Genomic DNA, 15,724 nt, shown 5'->3' with positions numbered 1-15,724 from the left:
ACGTCTGACCAGCGCGTACTCCGTTCGTGATCATGCGTGGATGGTCGCGCGCCCGCCGCCGCACTGTGGGCCGTCGTCAGGCGCCGACTCCGGTCCCGGACGCGAGAAGGAGGCCGACGTCGACGGCCGCGCACGCGATGGCCGTCGCGAAGGGGATCTTCGGCGACAAGCCGCCGAGGGCCGTACCCGCAAGGCCGAACGCGGTCACCGCGGCCAGTCCAGCCCAGGCGACGGCGTCGGGCGGCCCCGGAGGTGCGAACACGAGCAGCGCGGAAGCGGCGAGCAGGGGCACCGGGATCAACGCGCGGACGCGGGACGCCCCCAGACGTTGTGGCCATCCGCGGACGCCGACGGCCACATCCTGTCCGATGTCCGGCAGGACGTTCGCGAGATGCGCCCCGAGGCCGAGGGCGGCCGCCGCGACGACCACCCACCAGGCCGGCCACGGCCGTCCGGGGAGCCCGGTCACCACGAACACCGGCAGGCTGCCGAACCCCACGACGTACGGCACCCATGAGAAGAGCGTCGCCTTCAGTCGCAGGTTGTAGGCCCATGCTCCCGCGACCGCGATGAGGTGGACGGTGCCCGCCAGCAGGCCGCAGGCGAACGAAAGCGGCACGCAGACGACGAACGCGGAGAACGCGGACACATAAACGGTCTTCACGCCGACCTGGCCGCTGACGATGGGTTTCTCCGCACGCCCGGCGGCGGTGTCGCGGCCCGCGTCCACGGCGTCGTTGCACCAGCCCACCGAGAGTTGGCCGGTGAGGATCGCCGCCGCCACGAGGGCGCTGCCTGCGGTGTCGCGTCCGGCGGCCACCGCGAGTGCGGTGACCAGGGCGGTGACGGCCACGGTCGGCCCGGGATGGCATGCCCTCGCGAGCCCGCCCAGTGCCCCCGCCCAGGAGCCACGCCCCATCGCCACCACCAGAGCGTAACTCTGGCGCCGATCACCACCTGGCCCGCAGGCACGGCGGAATCCGCATGATCACGCAGTGCGTTCACCCTGCTCGTACGGCACGACAGCGAACCTGTGCATGATCACGCAGCGCGTTGACCCTGCTCGTACGGCACGGCATCGAACCTGTGCATGATCACGAACGGAATATGCGCTGGTCGGGCCACGCGTGACCGAAAGTGTGCATGATCACGGACAAAGGGTCGGCCGGTCAGCCAGCATGATCAAGAACTTGTGCATGATCACCACCAAGGGGACGGACGGTGATGCGGGGGCTTCGATCTGTGCGGTGATCGTGACTTCTCTGTGATCTCCCCGGGCTTAGGGTCGGCGGAGCGCACAAGGTGATCTATTCGATTATGTCGCGTAAGGGCCACGCGATCGTGTCGCATCAGGGGGAGGCCGATGGTGCCCCAGCCAGCCCTGTCCTGCCAGTCGCTCGCCTGCCGAGCCGGCGGCAGGGAGGTGGTGAAGGACATCTCGCTGGAGATCATGCCCGGCGAGCGGGTCGCGATCATGGGGCCCTCCGGCTCGGGGAAGACGACGCTGCTCACGACGCTCGGCGGCCTGATCCCGCCGGCCGCGGGCCGCGTCCTCGTCGGCTCGGTCCCCCTCGACGAGCAGCCGTCCCTGCGCAGGAACCTCACCCTGGTCTTCCAGTCGTACGGGCTCGTCTCGCTCCTTACGGCCGCGGAGAACGTGGAGGTCGCGCTGCGGGCCGCCGGCCGTACGCCACGGGATGCGATCGCGGAGGCGGCCCGGGTCCTGGACGGCATGCGGCTCACCGCCTACGCGGACCACCTCATCGAGGAGTTGTCCGGCGGGCAGCAACAACGTGTGGCGGTGGCCCGCGCCCTGGCCCTGGCGCCGAGCGTCATCCTCGCCGACGAGCCGACGGCCGAGCAGGACAAGGTCAACCGCGTTCTCGTCCTGGAGGCGCTGATGGCCGCTCCCGCCGCGCTCGTCGTCGCCACACATGACCCCGAGGTGGCCGATCGTTGCGACCGGGTCGTGGAGTTGCGGTCGACGGCGGGTGTCCCATGACCCAGGCGGTGCGCTGCGACGGCGTCGTGCAGATCTACAAGACCAAGGAGATCGAGGTCGTGGCGCTGCGCGACATCGACCTGGTCATCGAAGAGGGGGAGAGCGTCGCGTTCCTCGGGCCGTCGGGCGCGGGCAAGTCGACGCTGCTCTGGCTGCTCGCCGGGCTGCTCCGGCCGAGTGCCGGACGGCTCTGGCTGGGCGGCACCGAGATCGGCAGGCTCGGGCCGCGCGCGCTGGACCGGCTCAGAGCCGCGCAGATCGGGGTGGTCCTGCAGAACCCGGCCCGCAACCTCATCCCGTACGCCTCGGCCGTGCAGAACGTGACCTTCGCCCAGCGCGCCGTCAGGCGGCGGGCCAGGCGGGCGGCGGGCGACCTGCTGGACCGGGTCGGGCTGAACGGTGTCCGCGACAAGCCCGCCGGGCGCCTGTCCGGGGGAGAGCAGCAACGGCTGGCCGTCGCGGTCGCCCTGGCCAACCGTCCCCGGCTGCTGCTCGCCGACGAGCCGACGAGCCAGCTCGACCGGGCCACCGGCCAGACGGTGATCGAGCTGATCAAGGAGCTCGGCACCACCTCTGTGGTCGTGACGCACGACCCGCGGGTCAGCGAGGCGACCAGCCGCACGGTCACGATCAGGGACGGGCGGATCGGCGCGGAGGGCAGGCACGGGGAGGACTTCGTGGTGGTCGGAAGAGAGGGCGCCATCCAGTTGCCGCCCGAGTATCACGAACTGCTGCCGCCCGGCTCCATGGCCCGCGTCGAGCCCCTGCCGGACGGCGTCGTCCTCAGGCGGGCCGAGTCATGATGCTCCGCGGGTTGTGGCGGCGGCGCTGGCTGTCGCTCATCGTGCTGATCGTCGCGGTCGTCCCCGTGGTCGCAGGGTCCCTCGGCCCGATGTACACCGACGCGGCCCGCACCACGCTGATACGGGAGACGCTGGACAAGGCGATCCTCGACCACCGGGGCTGGCGGGTCACATCGGTGTCGGACGACGCGGGCGAGCTGGTGAAGGAGATCACGGCGCCGTTCCTCCTCCCGCCGATCAGAGGGGCGGAACTGCTCAGCCCCAACGACAAGGCCACCAAGACCTACCCGCTGATGTGGATCGACGGGCAGTGCGACCACGTGACCACGGCCGAGGGGCGGTGCCCGCGGGCGGCCAACGAGATCATGGTCAGCCGCGCGTCCGGATTCACGGTCGGCGACACGGTGAAGCTGAGCCTGCTGAGTGATCCCGGCGCCGAGAAACGGCGCCTGACGCCGCTGCGTGTGGTCGGCGTCTACGCGACCGACGCCGCCGACCCGATCTGGTACGGCCGGAGCCTGTTCCCGCAGACGGCCGGGGTCACAGAAGGCAACGGCGACCCTCTCCTCACCGCGCCGGAGACGCAGGGGACGGTCGGTGTGAAGACCGGCGGCGACCGGATCGACGCGATCGTCGGCGCCGCGTGGACCAGCACCGCCATCCTCTACATCGACCCGAACAAGATCACAGGTGACGACGTCGCGTCGCTGGAGTCCGTCCATGCCAGGTTGCGGGCCCTCGGGCAGACGGGCGAGACGACCACGGTCTTCGGCTACCTGGACGAGACCCTGGAGGCGGTCCACCTCCGGGTCGACTCCCTGTCGGTGCCCACGACGCTCGTGACGGTCCAGCTCGTCGCCCTGGGCTGGCTCCTGCTGTTCCTCACCGTCCGCGACCTCGTCGCCGCCCGCGCGCAGGAGATCGCGCTGGCGCGGCTGCGCGGCCTGCCGACGTCGCGCATCTGGGCCTTCGGCCTGTCGGAGCCGGCCTTCCTCCTCCTCGCGGCCCTGCCGATCGGGATCGCCGCGAGCTGGGCCGTGGTCTCCCGGATGGCCGCGACGCTTCTCCGTGACGACCTGGTCGTCACGGTGGACGGCTTCACCGTGCTGTGCGGTGTGGCCGCCGTCTTCGGTGGTCTTCTGGCCACGGCCCTGGCCGCCAGGCAGACGGTGACGCAGCCCGTCGTCGAGCAGTGGCGGCGCACCCCGCGTTCGCGCCGTCGCACGTGGGTCGTCGACGCCGTGGTGCTCGCGATCACCGCCGTGGGGCTCGCGGAACTGCTCGCCGGAGACGTCATCACCGACGCGACCGGGCAACGCGCGAGCGCCCTCATCGCGCCGGGCCTGCTCGCGGTGGCACTCGCCCTGATCGCCAGAAGGCTCCTGCCGCTCGTCTGCCGCGCGCTGTTCCGGTTCACCCGGACCCACGGCGACATCGGGGCCTTCCTCGCCATGCGCCAGATCTCCCGTGGCTCCGCGACGGGGAGCACCGTGATCGTGCTCGCCGCGGGACTCGGCCTCGCGGTCTTCGCCGTCGCGGCCTGGTCGGTGACCTCGCGCAACTACCAGGAGGTCGCGCGTGTCCACAACGGCGCCGAGACCGTGTTCGTCGTTCCCCGAAGCGACGTGGCGACGCTCAGGAAGATCTCGGCCGACGTTCCCGGCACGGCGCCGGTCATCGTGACGCCCGGTCCTCCCGCGATGCTCGCCACCGACCCCGCCCGGTTCGCCTCGGTCGCCCTGTGGCGTCCGTCGTACGCGGGGAACCGGCCGTTGAGCGCGATGACGGCGAAACTCGCCCCCCGGACGGCCGCGCCCCGCGTGCTCGTGGGTGGCGACCGCATCCGCGCCGACGTCAGCACGCCGAAGATGCCCGACGGGTGGAGCGCCATTCTCTACGCCGATTTCCGGGTGACCGGTGAGACCAAACCCGCCACCATCCCCCTCGGCCGCCCCGACTCGCGGATCAAGGTTCACGAATGGGGGTTGCCGCGGGGGTGCCGCGACGCCGTCTGCGAGCTGCGCGGCCTGCGCCTGGAGGTGACGATGGCCTCGGGGGCGAGCCTCGAGGACGGCCCGACCGGCAGCGTCGTCGTCAAGAAGCTCGAGGTACGGCAGGACGGCCGGTGGAGCACCGTCGACGCGGGACTCGCGGACACGAGCAGATGGACGCCCGCCTTCGTCCCCAGGGAAGGCCTCCCGCTGTCGCTGGAATCGTTCGGCACCGGCGCCGTCAGGCCCGACACCTTCCCCGACCCCCTGCCCGCGCTGTCGTCGGGGCCGGGCGCGGGCCAGAAGCTGCCGGGTCTGGACGACGGCCACTTCTCGGGTTTCGAGTCCGTCGCCTCCGCGCAGGCCCTTCCGGGTCTGAACGCTCCCGGCGTCGTCGTCGACCTGGAGACCGCCGACCGGGTCGCCTACGGCTACTCGCCGCGTACGGAGTTCCAGATCTGGGCGGCCCCCGGCCGTGGGGACGAGGTGCGCGAGGCGCTGCGGAGAGACAGCGTCCCCGTCCTCGCCACGCGCACGACGGACGATCTCGTCTCCGGTTACGTCACCCAGGGACCCGGCCTGGCGTTGCTCCTGCTCATCGTGTCGGCGGGCGTCGCCGCGCTGCTCGCGCTCGGCCGGGCCGTCCTCGCCCTCCACACGGCGGCGCGGCGGCGCACGTACGAGATGGCGGCCCTGGAGGCGGCGGGCGCCCGCGTGCGGCCCCTGCGGGTGGCACTGCTGCTGGAGCAGACGATCACACTGTCATGGGGTGCGTTGACGGGAGTGCTCGCCGGTCTGGTCGCGGCGTGGGCCGCGCTGCCGCGCGTGCCCGAGTTCGCCGAGACCCCCGTGACGCCGCCGCTGGACTACTCGCTCGTGCCCGGTCCCGTCATCGCCGTGGCCTGCGCCGTGCTCGTCCTGAGCGTGGTCGCCGCCGCCGTGACGTCGGAACTGCTGCTGCGCGGCGTCCGGGTCGACCAGCTTCGTGAGGCGCCCGCCTGATCCTCCAGGCAGCAGTGCGCGGCCCCTCGCCCGATACGGTCGGAGTCGTGACAGTCGCTCGTTCGGTCCTGCTCTTCCTCCTGGCCGCTCTCGCCGAGATCGGCGGCGCGTGGCTGGTCTGGCAGGGATGGCGGGAACATCGCGGCCTGTGGTGGATCGCCGCGGGGGTCGTCGCTCTCGGCGGGTACGGCTTCGTCGCGACATTTCAGCCTGAGGCCAATTTCGGGCGGGTTCTGGCCGCCTACGGGGGCGTGTTCGTGGCCGGGTCGCTGGCATGGGGGGTCGTGGTGGACAGGTTCCGCCCCACCGTCTGGGACATCGTCGGGGCGGCCATCTGCCTCGTGGGCGTGGCCGTCATCATGTACGCCCCCCACAAGTGATCACGATGGGATAGTTTGCCGGTGACCCTGGCGGTACGTCCCCCTGGAGATCCCCATGGCACGCTCTGCGCCCGACGTGACCGTCCCCGACCTCACGGGCAGGCGCGCGGTGATCACCGGTGCGAACAGCGGCCTCGGGCTCGGGCTCACCGGCCGCTTCGCCAGGGCCGGCGCGGAGGTCGTCCTGGCCGTCCGCGACCGCGGCAAGGGGGCCGTCGCGGTGGAGAAGGTCCGCGCGGAGGTGCCGGATGCGCGGCTGACCATCCGGCATCTCGACCTGGCGTCACTCGACAGTGTGGCGGCCCTGGGCGCGGAACTTGTCGCCGAGGGCCGCCCGATCGACTTCCTGATCAACAACGCCGGCGTCATGGCGCTGCCGAAGCGGGCCGTGACCCGGGACGGGTTCGAGATGCAGTTCGGCGGCAACCACCTCGGGCATTTCGCGCTCACCGCGCATCTGCTGCCGTTGCTGCGGGCCGCGGCCGCGCCCCGGGTGACGACGGTCAGCAGCATCGCCGCGTGGTACGGCCGCCTGAACTTCGGCGACCTGCAGAGCGAGCGGTACGGGCCGCACCGTTCCTACGGAGGATCGAAGATCGCGAACCTGCTGTTCGCCCGTGAACTCGACCGCCGCAGCAGGGAGGGCGGCTGGGGAATCCTCAGCAACGCCGCGCACCCCGGTGCGACGATCACCAATCTGCAGGTCACCGGCCCGACGCACGGTGGCGTCGCCGTGGCGCGGACGCGCCTGCTCTACGGCTTCCTGTACCGGATCCCGGGGATGTGGCAGGAGGTGCCCACCGGCATCCTGCCGCTCCTCCACGCCGCCACCAGTCCCGAGGCCGAAGGCGGCGCCTACTACGGCCCGGACGGGTTCGCCGGGCTCACCGGCGGCCCGGCCGTGGCGCGAGCGCCCAGGCGCGCGCTGAACGACGCGGACGCCGCACGCCTGTGGGCCGTCTCAGAAGAGCTCACCGGAGTCGCCTTTCCCGCGGCCGCTCCGGCCGCCTGATGACGCCCACGCGAGCAGCGAGCGCCCGCGCACGACGCCGTCGATCCTCTTACAGGGACCGTACGGCCGGCCAGGCTCAGGTGACGGGGGCGCCCGCGCGCTCGGCGACGACGTCGTCGGCGTCGGTGCCGTAGGCGAGCTCGCGCTGCGCCCGCAGCGCCGACAGCCTGTCCTGGAGCGCCGCCTCGATCGCCTCGTAGGCGTTGCCGCCGAGCGTGAGCCGCCGCGGCGCCGGCGCCGCGGCGGCCGAGTCGGCGACGGCCCTGGCGATCTTCCGGGGGTCGCCGGCGACGGCCCTTCGGACGAACTCCGGATCGGCGTCGCCGCCCAGCATGCCGCGGATCCGGCCCACGATGCCTGTGGCGTACGCGCCGATCGGGTCGGCGACCGCGAGGTTGCGGTTGAAGCCGGTCCGCGCGCCACCCGGCTCGACGAGGGTGACCTCGATGCCGAACGGCGCGAGCTCGATGGCGACCGACTCGAAGAACCCCTCGACCCCGAACTTGGTCGCGTTGTACACGCTCATGCCGGGATCGGGAACCTGCCCGCCCGAGCTGGACATCTGCATGATCCGCCCCCCGCCCTGCGCCCGCAGGTACGGCACCGCGGCCCGGGTGAGCTGGATCGCGCCGATCAGGTTGACCTCGATCTGACGGCGCAGGAGTTCGTCGGAGACCTCCTCGGCCGCGCCGAGCACGCCGAACCCGGCGTTGGAGACGACCACGTCGATCCGGCCGAAGGCGGAGAACGCCTCGCCGACCACGCGGCGGATCGCGGAGGCGTCGGCCACGTCCAGGGGCGCCGTCCACAGGCGGTCGCCGTACTGGGCCATGAGGGGCGACAGCGCGTCGTCGCGGCGGCTGGTCGCCGCGACGCGCTCGCCCCTGGCGAGCAGGAGCGTGGTGAGCTCGTATCCGAATCCCGACGCCGCGCCGGTGATGAACCAGGTCCTGGGTGCCATGTCCGCGTCTCCTTCATCAAAAGTAGTCACTGCCTAGAATCTAGTCAGTGTCTAGAAATGTAGTCAATGGCTAGACGGGGAGTAGGTTGTCGGGCATGGCAGAGGCGATCCCGCGTTACCACCACGGCAACCTGCGCGCCGAGCTGCTCGCCTCCGCCGAGCGGAAACTCGAGAGGACCGGCGTCCAGGGACTGTCCCTGCGGGAGCTCGCCCGCGAGATCGGCGTGAGCCACGGCGCGCCCCGGCAGCACTTCCCCGACAAGCAGGCGCTGCTGGACGCGCTGGCGGTCCTCGGGCTCGAACGGCTCGGGTGCGAGCTCGACGAGGCCCTCGGTGAGGCCGAAGGGGCCTTCGCCGACCGGCTGACCGTCTTCGCCCGCACCTATGTCCGGTTCGCGACCGCGCATCCGGCGCTCCTGGCGCTGATGTTCGCGCGCAAGGACCGTCCCGGCGCCCCCGAACTCCTGGAGGCCAACGGCCGCGCGTTCGCGGCCCCCGTGGCGCTCATCGCCGGGGCCCAGGCGGCCGGGGAGATCGACAGTGAGGATCCCGACCGGGTCGCGATGGCCCTGCTGGCCACCATCCAGGGCCTCGCCTCGATCATCACCGGCGGCATGATCGGTGACCGGCCCGTCGACGCGGTCGTGTCCGGCACGATCGAGATCCTGCTGCGCGGTCTGCGGCCCGCTCGCTGAGCGACGCGCGTCACGTTCGTCAGGGGGAGGCAGAAGCGCGCAAAAGCGCTGGTAGCAGCGTCGTGGCGGCTTCTTGCCGATAGTGGCGTGGCTTAACGTCGGAAGGCCGCCCCGGGTCGCCGGTGCGGCCTTTTCGGTGTTGTGATCAAGGAGAGCGTCATGCGTTTGAGCGCGCGCAACAAGATCCCCGCCCGGGTGACCGCCATAACCCATGGTGAGGCCACCGCGAACGTCGAACTGGACGCCGGGGGAGTGCGCCTGGTGGCCGCGATCACCGTGGAGGCCGCCAGGGAGCTGGGCCTGGCCCGGGGCGGCCAGGTGATCGCGATGGTCAAGGCCTCGGACGTGATCCTCGCGGTGGAGGACTGACCCGCGGCGGGTGGCGCGAGTCGCCCCCGGGCCGCGCCACCCGTACGGTCGGTACGGACACGGGGAAGAATGGATGAGGGGCTCGTCTCGCAGATGCAATGCTAACGACCTGATCACCCTTGCTCCTGCGCGGACTTGTGACGATTGAATCTTGTATTTTCGAAGGTATGGTGACTGCCGTGACCACGTTCCGGATCAGCGAAGCCGCCGCGCTGCTCGGCGTCAGCGCGGACACCGTGCGGCGCTGGGTCGACGCGGGCCGTCTGCCGGCGCAGCGCGACGATCATGGCCACCGGATGGTGGCCGGCGCTGATCTGGCCTCGTTCGCCCGCTCCCAGATCGAGACGGAGGACGGCTCCGGGCTGTCGTCGGCGCGTAACCGCTTCCGCGGCATCGTGACCGATGTGATCAGGGACGCCGTGATGGCCCAGGTGGAGATCGCCGCCGGGCCGTTCCGGGTGGTCTCTCTGATGAGCCGCCAGGCGGCCGACGAGCTCGGCCTGGAGGTCGGGGCGGTGGCCATCGCCGTCATCAAGTCCACAAACGTCGTCGTGGAGATCCCCGACCACGCGCGTACATGACCCATGAAGGAGTTCCCGTGCTCAGGCGTCTTACCCGGTGGGCCGTCGCGGCCCCCGCCGCTTTAGCGCTCGTCGCGGGCCTGTCGGCCTGCGGATCCGACGACGCCGGCACCGCGGCGTCGGCCTCTCCCGCCGCCTCGTCCGCGGCGTCGTCATCGGCGCTGACCGTGTTCGCGGCCGCCTCCCTCACCGAGACCTTCACCGAACTGGGCAAGACCTTCGAAGCGGCCAACCCCGGCGTCAAGGTCACGTTCAACTTCGGATCGAGCGCCACGCTGGCGCAGCAGATCACGCAGGGCGCCCCCGCCGACGTGTTCGCCGCGGCCAGCCCCGCCACGATGAAGACCGTCACCGACGCCTCCCTGGCCGCCGCGCCGACCACGTTCGTGCGCAACAAGCTGGAGATCGCGGTGCCGCCGGACAACCCCGCCAAGGTCGACGAGTTGAAGGACCTGGCCGACTCCAAGGTCAAGGTGGCACTGTGCGCCGAGCAGGTGCCGTGCGGCGCCGCGGCGATCAAGGCGCTGGACGCCGCGGGGCTGAAGGTCACCCCGGTCACCCTGGAGCAGGACGTCAAGGCCACGCTGACCAAGGTCGAGCTCGGTGAGGTCGACGCGGCGCTCGTCTACAAGACCGACGTGCTGTCCGCCGCCGGAAAGGTCACGGGCATCGACTTCCCCGAGGCCGACAAGGCGATCAACGACTACCCGATCGCGTCCCTGTCCAAGGCCCCCGCTCCCGACCTGGCCAAGAAGTTCGTCGACCTGGTGCTTTCGCAGCAGGGCAAGGACGTGCTGGTCAAGGCCGGGTTCGACGCCGCCTGACCTGATCTGACGTGACACGACCGCTCCCGTACCGACCACGGAGCCCGCGCGAGAGACCCGGGGCCGGACGCGTCCCCTGGGTGCTCATGGTGCTCGCCGTCGCCGGCATGGCCTTCCTGGTCCTGCCTCTCGCCGGGCTCCTGGTCCGGGCTCCGTGGTCGACGATGCCGGAGCGGCTGGCCGAGCCGCAGGTCCTGGAGGCCCTGCGGCTGTCACTGGTCACGGCGACCATCGCCACGGCGGTCTGCCTGGTGCTGGGCGTGCCGCTCGCGTGGCTGCTGGCGCGCGTGCCCTTCCCCGGCAGGCGGCTGGTGCGCGCGCTGGTCACCATCCCCCTCGTCCTCCCGCCCGTGGTCGGCGGCGTGGCCCTGCTGCTGGTGCTCGGCCGCCGCGGGCTGGTCGGCCAGTGGCTGGAGTCCACGTTCGGTTTCTCGCTTCCTTTCACGACCGCGGGGGTGGTGGTCGCCGAGGCCTTCGTCGCGATGCCCTTCCTGGTCATCAGCGTGGAGGGAGCACTGCGCGCGGCGGACCTGCGCTATGAGGAGGCCGCCGCCACGCTGGGCGCCTCGCGGTGGATCGTCTTCCGGCGGGTCACCATGCCGCTCATCGCGCCGGGGATCGTGGCCGGCGCCGTGCTGTGCTGGGCGCGCGCTCTCGGGGAGTTCGGCGCCACGATCACCTTCGCGGGGAACTTCCCCGGCCGGACGCAGACGATGCCGCTCGCCGTCTATCTCGCGCTGGAGACCGAACCGGACGCCGCGATCGTCCTCAGCCTGCTCCTGCTGGTCGTGTCGGTGGCGATCCTGGCAGGCCTGCGCGATCGGTGGGTGACGAGCGCGTGAGCGAGCACGAGCCGGACCCCGGGCACGGAGAGCCGCAGTTGCGGGCCCACCTGGTCGTCGAACGTCCCCGGTTCCGCCTGGACATCGAGCTGACCGCTGCCGCGGGACAGGTCATCGCGCTCCTCGGCCCCAACGGCGCGGGTAAGACGACGGCGCTGCGCGCGCTCGCCGGGCTCACCCCGCTCTCCGAGGGACACATCACCCTCGACGGCCGTCCCCTGCATTCCTTGCCGGTCGAGCGCCGCCCGATCGGCGTGGTCTTCCAGGACTACCTCCTCTTCCCGCACCTGTCCGCCCTCGACAACGTCGCCTTCGGCCCGCGCTGCCGGGGCGCGTCGAAGCACGACGCCCGCCGTACGGCAAGCGCGTGGCTGGAGCGGGTCGATCTCGAGGAACACGCCGCGGCCAAGCCCCGCCAGCTGTCCGGCGGGCAGGCGCAGCGGGTCGCCCTCGCGCGCGCCCTGGCGGTCGAGCCGCGGTTGCTGCTGCTGGACGAACCCCTGGCCGCCCTCGACGCCCACACCCGCCTGGAGATCCGGTCGAGACTCCGCCGCCATCTCGGCGACTTCGACGGCGCGACGATCCTGGTCACCCATGACCCTCTGGACGCGATGGTGCTGGCCGACCACCTCGTCGTCATCGAGAACGGCGGCGTGGTCCAGCAGGGCGCACCCGCGGAGGTGGCACGCCGCCCGCGCACCGACTACGTCGCCCGCCTGGTCGGGCTCAACCTCTACCGGGGGGTGGCGGACGAGCAGCAGGTCACGGTCGGCGACGTGGTCTTCAGCGTCACCGAGCGGATACACGGCCCGGTGTTCATCGCCTTCCCGCCCTCCGCCGTCGCGCTGTTCCGCACCCGCCCCGACGGGACGCCGCGCAACCTCTGGCAGGCCAGGATCGAGGGCATCGAGCGCCACGGCGACAACGTCCGCGTCCACCTGGAAGGGCCGATCGCGGTGGCCGCCGACATCACCCCCGCGGCCGTGGCCGACCTCGACTTGACGGCGGGGCAGGAGGTGTGGGCGGCGGTCAAGGCCACCGAGACCCACGCTTATCCCGCCTGACCGGAGACCCCCTGCGACGCGGCCGGTGCCGGACGGGTCAACTCTCCGCGCGGTCCCGGGTCCAGAGCAGATCGTCGGCGCTGACGCGCACCTCGACCACCTCGCTCACGTGCCGGCCTCCGCACCGGTCGCCGGGGACGACGAGATGCGGCCCGTGCTCGGCCAGGTCCCGCCCGTCCATGTGCAGCCCGAGCACCGCCGGGACGTTGCCGAACTCGGGGTCGATCTCGCCCCAGGACAACACCGCCCGGTGGCCGTCACGCCCGAGGACGGACACGAGGAAACGCAGGCGGTCCTTGCGCTCGCGGGGATCGAAGTCCGGCTCGGCGGCCCGCAACACGTCCAGGAGCAGCGGGCCCGCGAAACGATGCCGCCGGGCTCCCGACGTTCGGCACAGGAAACCGACCTCGACGTCACGGCAGGGCAGGGCTCGCAGCGCGGCCACGCCGATCACGTGAGGAGCGCGCAGATCGCCGGCCAGCCGTACATGCCCGGCGAGAGCGCCGGACGCATCGATCGAAGCCGGCCGCATACCGCCCCCTCCTCGTGCGGATGTCCGAGCGTCCCGATCCGGGGGATCCGAACGGCCGGAGCCGCTCGGATAACCTGCCCGGCCGGTCAGGTTCCTACACGCATCTTCCAAAATATCCGTCAAAATGGCATGTAGATGCGATGGATAACCGATGCATGCCATCGTATTCACGCGCCCGCGGAAGGGGAGGCCGTCGCGAACCCCTCCTGGGTTACGCGGAGGGGGACTGATCGGTGGCGAGCCGTCGCAGCCACTCGCGGAGCATGGTCACCTCGCCCGCGCTCAGCGCGGCCGTGCCACTCTCGAGCGCGGCCGACAACGCGACGGCCAGGGTCCGCACCGTCGGCGCGGCGTCCTTCTCCGGCGACTCGGAGGCGTCGACGATGAGCGCGTCGATGAGGGCCTCGCGGACCTGGTGAGAGGTCCCGAGGTCGGCGTCGCCGTCCGGCCGGGCGATCAGGCTGAGCGTGACGCCGACATTGGCGGCCGCGATCTGGCGGGCGGCCTCCGCGGGGGTGACGCGGAGCCGGCCCTCGCGGGCCACCGCGGTGAGCAGGCCGAGCAACATGGCCTCAGCGCGAGACGTCAGGGTGCAGGGGACTCCCGGCTCGATCCGGCCGTAGAGCAGGACGTAGAACGAGGGATGGTCCAGGCCGTATCCGACGTGGTCGTCCCAGCCCTGGCGGATGCGGGCGACCGGGTCGCCGCCGGCGTCACCGTCCTCGGCGTCGCCGGGTGCGCCGGGTGCGCCGGGTGCGCCGGCCTGGACGTACTGGGTGAAGCCGTAGTTGACCACCGCGTCGAGCAGCCCCTGTTTGCTCCCGAAGTGGTGGTAGAGCGTGGGCGCCTGCACCCCGGCACGTTCACAGATGGCCCGGGTGGAGACCGGCTTGCCCGGAGACTCGTGCAGGAGTTGCGCGGCGGCGAGCAGCAGCCGGTCCCGTGTCACGCTCGGCTTGGGACGGGCACTCATGTAACGAATATAGCGCTACAAGTGCTACATTCCATCCTGTAGTGGTCGTATCGGTCGGTGTCGCTCTCGAGAACCGGCCGTGACCAGGGACGATCCAGAGGACCAGACCATGTCATCACCCTCTCTGCCGGAACCCGTCGCCGCGTACCTGCGTGCCAAGCGCGCCCACGACAGCGAGGGGCTGGTGGGCACGCTCACCGAGGACGCGGTGATCATCGACGATGGAAACCGCCATCAGGGCGCGGACGCCATCCGGGCGTGGAACGACGAGGCCAGCAAGAAGGTCCGGGCGACCTACGACGTCAAAGAGGTGAAGGAGGCCGGCGGCCGGACGCTGGTCTCCGTCGAGGTCGGGGGAGACTTCCCCGGCAGCCCGGTCGTGCTGGGGTTCGAGTTCACCGTCGACGGCGACAAGATCTCCGCGCTGACCATCGCCCCGTGACCGCCCAGGGGTATCGGAGACGGGGGCCGGAGACACGAGAGCGCCCTGCCGCCAACGCGACAGGGCGCTCCCTCAGCTCATCCCCGCGGCTGATCAACCCTTGTAGTTGAACACCTGGTGGAGGGTGTGCCGGATCTCGACCAGGTCCTTCTGGTCCTCCATCACCCGGTCGATCGGCTTGTAGGCCTCCGGGTGCTCGTCGACCAGGGCGGCGGCCCGGCCGGCGTTCCACGTGCGGCCGCGCATCGCCTCCGTCAGCGACGTCGCCGACAGTTCGCGCTTGGCCCGGCCGCGCGACATCCTCCGCCCGGCGCCGTGCGAGCACGAGTTGTACGACGCCGCGTTGCCGCGGCCGCGCACGATGTACGACTGCGTCCCCATCGAGCCGGGGATGACCCCCTCGTCGCCGGTGTCGGCCTTGATGGCCCCCTTGCGGGTGATCCACAGCCGCCGGCCCTCGTGCTCCTCCTGCTGGGTGAAGTTGTGGTGGCAGTTGATCGTGCGGACGCGCGCGCCCTTGCCGGCGACCTGGAACAGCGCGTTGCTCAGCACCGTGTCCATCCGGGCACGCGAGGCCATGGCGTAGCGCTGCGACCAGAGCATGTCCTCGATGTAGGCGGTGAACTCGGGCGTGCTCTGCACCAGGTACGCGAGGTCCGGGTCCTCCAGCCCGATGGCCTGGCGCTTCATCGACTTCTTGGCGTCGACGATGTGCCGGGTGGCGAGCTGGTTGCCGATGCCGCGCGAGCCGGAGTGCAGCACCGTCCACACCCGGTCGCGTTCGTCGAGGCAGACCTCGACGAAGTGGTTGCCGGAGCCGAGGGTGCCGAACTGGACCGACACGGCCTTCTCCTGCTTGGGCGTGAGGTCGCTGTGCGGACGGCCCAGGTCGTCCAGCGCACGATCCACGGCGCGGTCCTCGTGGCCCTTCCCGACTCCGGCGGGGATCCGCCGCTCCACCAGTGGCATCAGCGCGTCGAGCGTCTCCGGCAGGTCGGCGGCCGTCAGCGTCGTCTCCGTCGCGATCATCCCGCAGCCGATGTCCACGCCCACGGCGGCCGGGATGATCGCTCCCTCGGTGGGGATCACGGATCCGACCGTCGCCCCGATGCCGATGTGCGCGTCGGGCATGAGCGCGACGTGTCCGGACACGAAGGGGAGCCGTGCGGTGCGCGCGGCCTGCTGGATGGCGCCCTCGTCGATCTCGCTGGCCCACGACAGGAGGTTCGGGGCGACCTCGCTAGGCATGAT

17 protein-coding genes are annotated in these 15,724 nt (G+C 71.5%); 12 read left to right on the top strand and 5 right to left on the bottom strand.

Features of this window, described 5'->3' with window-relative positions:
* Window positions 1-76: 76 nt before the first annotated feature.
* Window positions 77-919 (bottom strand): UbiA family prenyltransferase, encoded by an 843-nt coding sequence (locus Psi02_RS21970; RefSeq protein WP_203977157.1) that lies wholly within the window; start codon window positions 917-919, stop codon window positions 77-79.
* A 444-nt stretch (window positions 920-1,363) separates the two neighbouring features.
* On the opposite strand from Psi02_RS21970, the gene Psi02_RS21965 reads away from it, so the two are divergent.
* From Psi02_RS21965 to Psi02_RS21945, 5 genes are read left to right on the top strand one after another with little or no spacing between them, the layout of a single operon-like run.
* Entirely contained in the window at window positions 1,364-2,002 is a 639-nt protein-coding gene (locus tag Psi02_RS21965) for an ATP-binding cassette domain-containing protein (RefSeq protein ID WP_203977028.1), read from the top strand.
* The gene (locus tag Psi02_RS21960; RefSeq protein WP_203977026.1) at window positions 1,999-2,805 is read left to right on the top strand and encodes an ABC transporter ATP-binding protein; all 807 of its coding nucleotides are present in this window, start codon (window positions 1,999-2,001) and stop codon (window positions 2,803-2,805) included. The genes Psi02_RS21965 and Psi02_RS21960 overlap by 4 nt, the downstream gene beginning before the upstream one ends.
* A complete protein-coding gene (locus Psi02_RS21955; RefSeq protein WP_203977024.1) occupies window positions 2,802-5,798 on the top strand; it encodes an FtsX-like permease family protein in 2,997 nt (998 codons plus the stop codon). Before Psi02_RS21960 ends, Psi02_RS21955 begins: the two co-directional genes overlap by 4 nt.
* Before the next feature lie 47 nt (window positions 5,799-5,845).
* Complete coding sequence (locus Psi02_RS21950; protein WP_203977023.1) at window positions 5,846-6,178, top strand: YnfA family protein; 333 nt, start codon at window positions 5,846-5,848, stop codon at window positions 6,176-6,178.
* 55 nt (window positions 6,179-6,233) lie between these two features.
* Window positions 6,234-7,190: an SDR family oxidoreductase gene (locus Psi02_RS21945; RefSeq protein ID WP_203977021.1), complete on the top strand. Its 957-nt coding sequence runs from the start codon at window positions 6,234-6,236 to the stop codon at window positions 7,188-7,190.
* 76 nt (window positions 7,191-7,266) lie between these two features.
* Here the strand turns inward: Psi02_RS21945 and Psi02_RS21940 are convergent, their stop codons facing one another.
* A complete protein-coding gene (locus tag Psi02_RS21940; RefSeq protein WP_203977019.1) occupies window positions 7,267-8,151 on the bottom strand; it encodes an SDR family oxidoreductase in 885 nt (294 codons plus the stop codon).
* Between the two features lie 95 nt (window positions 8,152-8,246).
* Between Psi02_RS21940 and Psi02_RS21935 the strand changes: the two genes are divergently transcribed.
* The 6 genes from Psi02_RS21935 to Psi02_RS21910 all read left to right on the top strand — a co-directional run bounded on the left by Psi02_RS21935 (window position 8,247) and on the right by Psi02_RS21910 (window position 12,526).
* Window positions 8,247-8,846: a TetR/AcrR family transcriptional regulator gene (locus Psi02_RS21935; protein ID WP_203977017.1), complete on the top strand. Its 600-nt coding sequence runs from the start codon at window positions 8,247-8,249 to the stop codon at window positions 8,844-8,846.
* Window positions 8,847-9,005: 159 nt separating this feature from the next.
* Window positions 9,006-9,215, top strand: coding sequence for a TOBE domain-containing protein (locus tag Psi02_RS21930; protein ID WP_203956031.1), 210 nt, complete (start codon window positions 9,006-9,008; stop codon window positions 9,213-9,215).
* A 179-nt stretch (window positions 9,216-9,394) separates the two neighbouring features.
* Window positions 9,395-9,796 carry a TOBE domain-containing protein gene (locus tag Psi02_RS21925; RefSeq protein WP_203977015.1) on the top strand — a complete coding sequence of 134 codons (402 nt, stop codon included), beginning with the start codon at window positions 9,395-9,397 and terminating at the stop codon, window positions 9,794-9,796.
* Complete coding sequence (gene modA, locus Psi02_RS21920) at window positions 9,793-10,620, top strand: molybdate ABC transporter substrate-binding protein (RefSeq protein WP_203977013.1); 828 nt, start codon at window positions 9,793-9,795, stop codon at window positions 10,618-10,620. Before Psi02_RS21925 ends, modA begins: the two co-directional genes overlap by 4 nt.
* A gap of 86 nt (window positions 10,621-10,706) precedes the next feature.
* Window positions 10,707-11,462 (top strand): ABC transporter permease, encoded by a 756-nt coding sequence (locus Psi02_RS21915; protein ID WP_203977011.1) that lies wholly within the window; start codon window positions 10,707-10,709, stop codon window positions 11,460-11,462.
* On the top strand, window positions 11,459-12,526 hold the full coding sequence (locus Psi02_RS21910) for an ABC transporter ATP-binding protein (protein WP_203977002.1): 1,068 nt from the start codon (window positions 11,459-11,461) through the stop codon (window positions 12,524-12,526). The genes Psi02_RS21915 and Psi02_RS21910 overlap by 4 nt, the downstream gene beginning before the upstream one ends.
* Window positions 12,527-12,563: 37 nt before the next feature.
* Here Psi02_RS21910 and Psi02_RS21905 read toward each other — a convergent pair whose 3' ends face one another.
* Window positions 12,564-13,058 carry a molybdopterin-binding protein gene (locus Psi02_RS21905; protein WP_203977000.1) on the bottom strand — a complete coding sequence of 165 codons (495 nt, stop codon included), beginning with the start codon at window positions 13,056-13,058 and terminating at the stop codon, window positions 12,564-12,566.
* Window positions 13,059-13,269: 211 nt separating this feature from the next.
* Window positions 13,270-14,031, bottom strand: coding sequence for a TetR/AcrR family transcriptional regulator (locus tag Psi02_RS21900; protein WP_203976998.1), 762 nt, complete (start codon window positions 14,029-14,031; stop codon window positions 13,270-13,272).
* A gap of 109 nt (window positions 14,032-14,140) precedes the next feature.
* Between Psi02_RS21900 and Psi02_RS21895 the strand changes: the two genes are divergently transcribed.
* The gene (locus Psi02_RS21895) at window positions 14,141-14,473 is read left to right on the top strand and encodes a nuclear transport factor 2 family protein (RefSeq protein WP_203976996.1); all 333 of its coding nucleotides are present in this window, start codon (window positions 14,141-14,143) and stop codon (window positions 14,471-14,473) included.
* A gap of 93 nt (window positions 14,474-14,566) precedes the next feature.
* Here the strand turns inward: Psi02_RS21895 and Psi02_RS21890 are convergent, their stop codons facing one another.
* A complete protein-coding gene (locus Psi02_RS21890; protein ID WP_203976994.1) occupies window positions 14,567-15,721 on the bottom strand; it encodes an RtcB family protein in 1,155 nt (384 codons plus the stop codon).
* Window positions 15,722-15,724 lie beyond the last annotated feature (3 nt).

This window comes from Planotetraspora silvatica, assembly GCF_016863315.1.
Taxonomy (GTDB): Bacteria; Actinomycetota; Actinomycetes; order Streptosporangiales; family Streptosporangiaceae; genus Planotetraspora; species Planotetraspora silvatica.
The sequence above is the reverse complement of the archived record's forward strand: the minus strand, read 5'-3'. Positions and strand labels throughout refer to the sequence as shown.

Coding starts and splice junctions, on each gene's coding strand:
- Psi02_RS21930 (WP_203956031.1), top strand. CDS start 9,006: ATGCGTTTGAGCGCGCGCAACAAGATCCCCGCCCGGGTGACCGCCATA.
- modA (WP_203977013.1), top strand. CDS start 9,793: ATGACCCATGAAGGAGTTCCCGTGCTCAGGCGTCTTACCCGGTGGGCC.
- Psi02_RS21895 (WP_203976996.1), top strand. CDS start 14,141: ATGTCATCACCCTCTCTGCCGGAACCCGTCGCCGCGTACCTGCGTGCC.
- Psi02_RS21955 (WP_203977024.1), top strand. CDS start 2,802: ATGATGCTCCGCGGGTTGTGGCGGCGGCGCTGGCTGTCGCTCATCGTG.
- Psi02_RS21960 (WP_203977026.1), top strand. CDS start 1,999: ATGACCCAGGCGGTGCGCTGCGACGGCGTCGTGCAGATCTACAAGACC.
- Psi02_RS21940 (WP_203977019.1), bottom strand. CDS start 8,151: ATGGCACCCAGGACCTGGTTCATCACCGGCGCGGCGTCGGGATTCGGA.
- Psi02_RS21905 (WP_203977000.1), bottom strand. CDS start 13,058: ATGCGGCCGGCTTCGATCGATGCGTCCGGCGCTCTCGCCGGGCATGTA.
- Psi02_RS21935 (WP_203977017.1), top strand. CDS start 8,247: ATGGCAGAGGCGATCCCGCGTTACCACCACGGCAACCTGCGCGCCGAG.
- Psi02_RS21890 (WP_203976994.1), bottom strand. CDS start 15,721: ATGCCTAGCGAGGTCGCCCCGAACCTCCTGTCGTGGGCCAGCGAGATC.
- Psi02_RS21965 (WP_203977028.1), top strand. CDS start 1,364: ATGGTGCCCCAGCCAGCCCTGTCCTGCCAGTCGCTCGCCTGCCGAGCC.
- Psi02_RS21970 (WP_203977157.1), bottom strand. CDS start 919: ATGGGGCGTGGCTCCTGGGCGGGGGCACTGGGCGGGCTCGCGAGGGCA.
- Psi02_RS21945 (WP_203977021.1), top strand. CDS start 6,234: ATGGCACGCTCTGCGCCCGACGTGACCGTCCCCGACCTCACGGGCAGG.
- Psi02_RS21915 (WP_203977011.1), top strand. CDS start 10,707: ATGGTGCTCGCCGTCGCCGGCATGGCCTTCCTGGTCCTGCCTCTCGCC.
- Psi02_RS21900 (WP_203976998.1), bottom strand. CDS start 14,031: ATGAGTGCCCGTCCCAAGCCGAGCGTGACACGGGACCGGCTGCTGCTC.